The organism is Vibrio sp. 811, from assembly GCF_033339195.1.
The window spans coordinates 1-624 of record NZ_JAWOUB010000549.1; the positions used below are offsets into that span (position 1 = coordinate 1).

The following is a 624-nucleotide window of genomic DNA, read 5'->3' on the forward strand; positions in this document are numbered from 1 at the left end:
GAATGTGTTACTGCGGTACTGGTTGCAGACAAGATCACCGCGATGGAAAAACGCCCTACTGCAGTATTCTGTTTTAACGACACCATGGCACTTGGCTTAATGAGCCGTCTGCAACAAAACGGCATCAAGGTTCCAGATGACGTTTCTGTTATCGGTTACGACAACATTGAACTTGCAGAGTACTTCTCACCACCGCTAACAACGATTCACCAACCTAAACGTCGTGTGGGTAAAAATGCGTTTGAGATCCTACTTGAACGCATTAAAGATAAAGAACACGAAAAGCGTGTGTTCGAGATGCAACCAGAGATTGTTATCCGCAACACCGTTAAGAAACTTAATTAAATGAACACAAGCGCCCTTAGGGGCGCTTTTTTTTATTAAAAAAATAACACTTCCCGCACACTTTGCCTCATTCTTAAAAACAATAACTTCCATAAGTTACTGTTTTCTTTACATGTGAATTATTAATTCCCGCTTCTTTTCAAACATTAAATACAATTCTCAATTATGAGTACCCATGCACAAAATGGCATTATTTATTGAATCAAGATCACGTTTTAAAATCTAAAGTGTGATGTTAATTCAATATACGAAGTATCCTCATCTGGTCACGCACAGGGC

1 protein-coding gene is annotated in these 624 nt (G+C 39.1%); it reads left to right on the plus strand.

Going from position 1 to position 624, the window contains the following annotated elements:
- Positions 1 to 345, plus strand: a 345-nt coding sequence (locus R7Q46_RS28025; RefSeq protein WP_318078416.1) for a substrate-binding domain-containing protein, incomplete at its 5' end; no start/stop codon positions are given.
- Between the last annotated feature and the right edge of the window lie 279 nt (positions 346 to 624).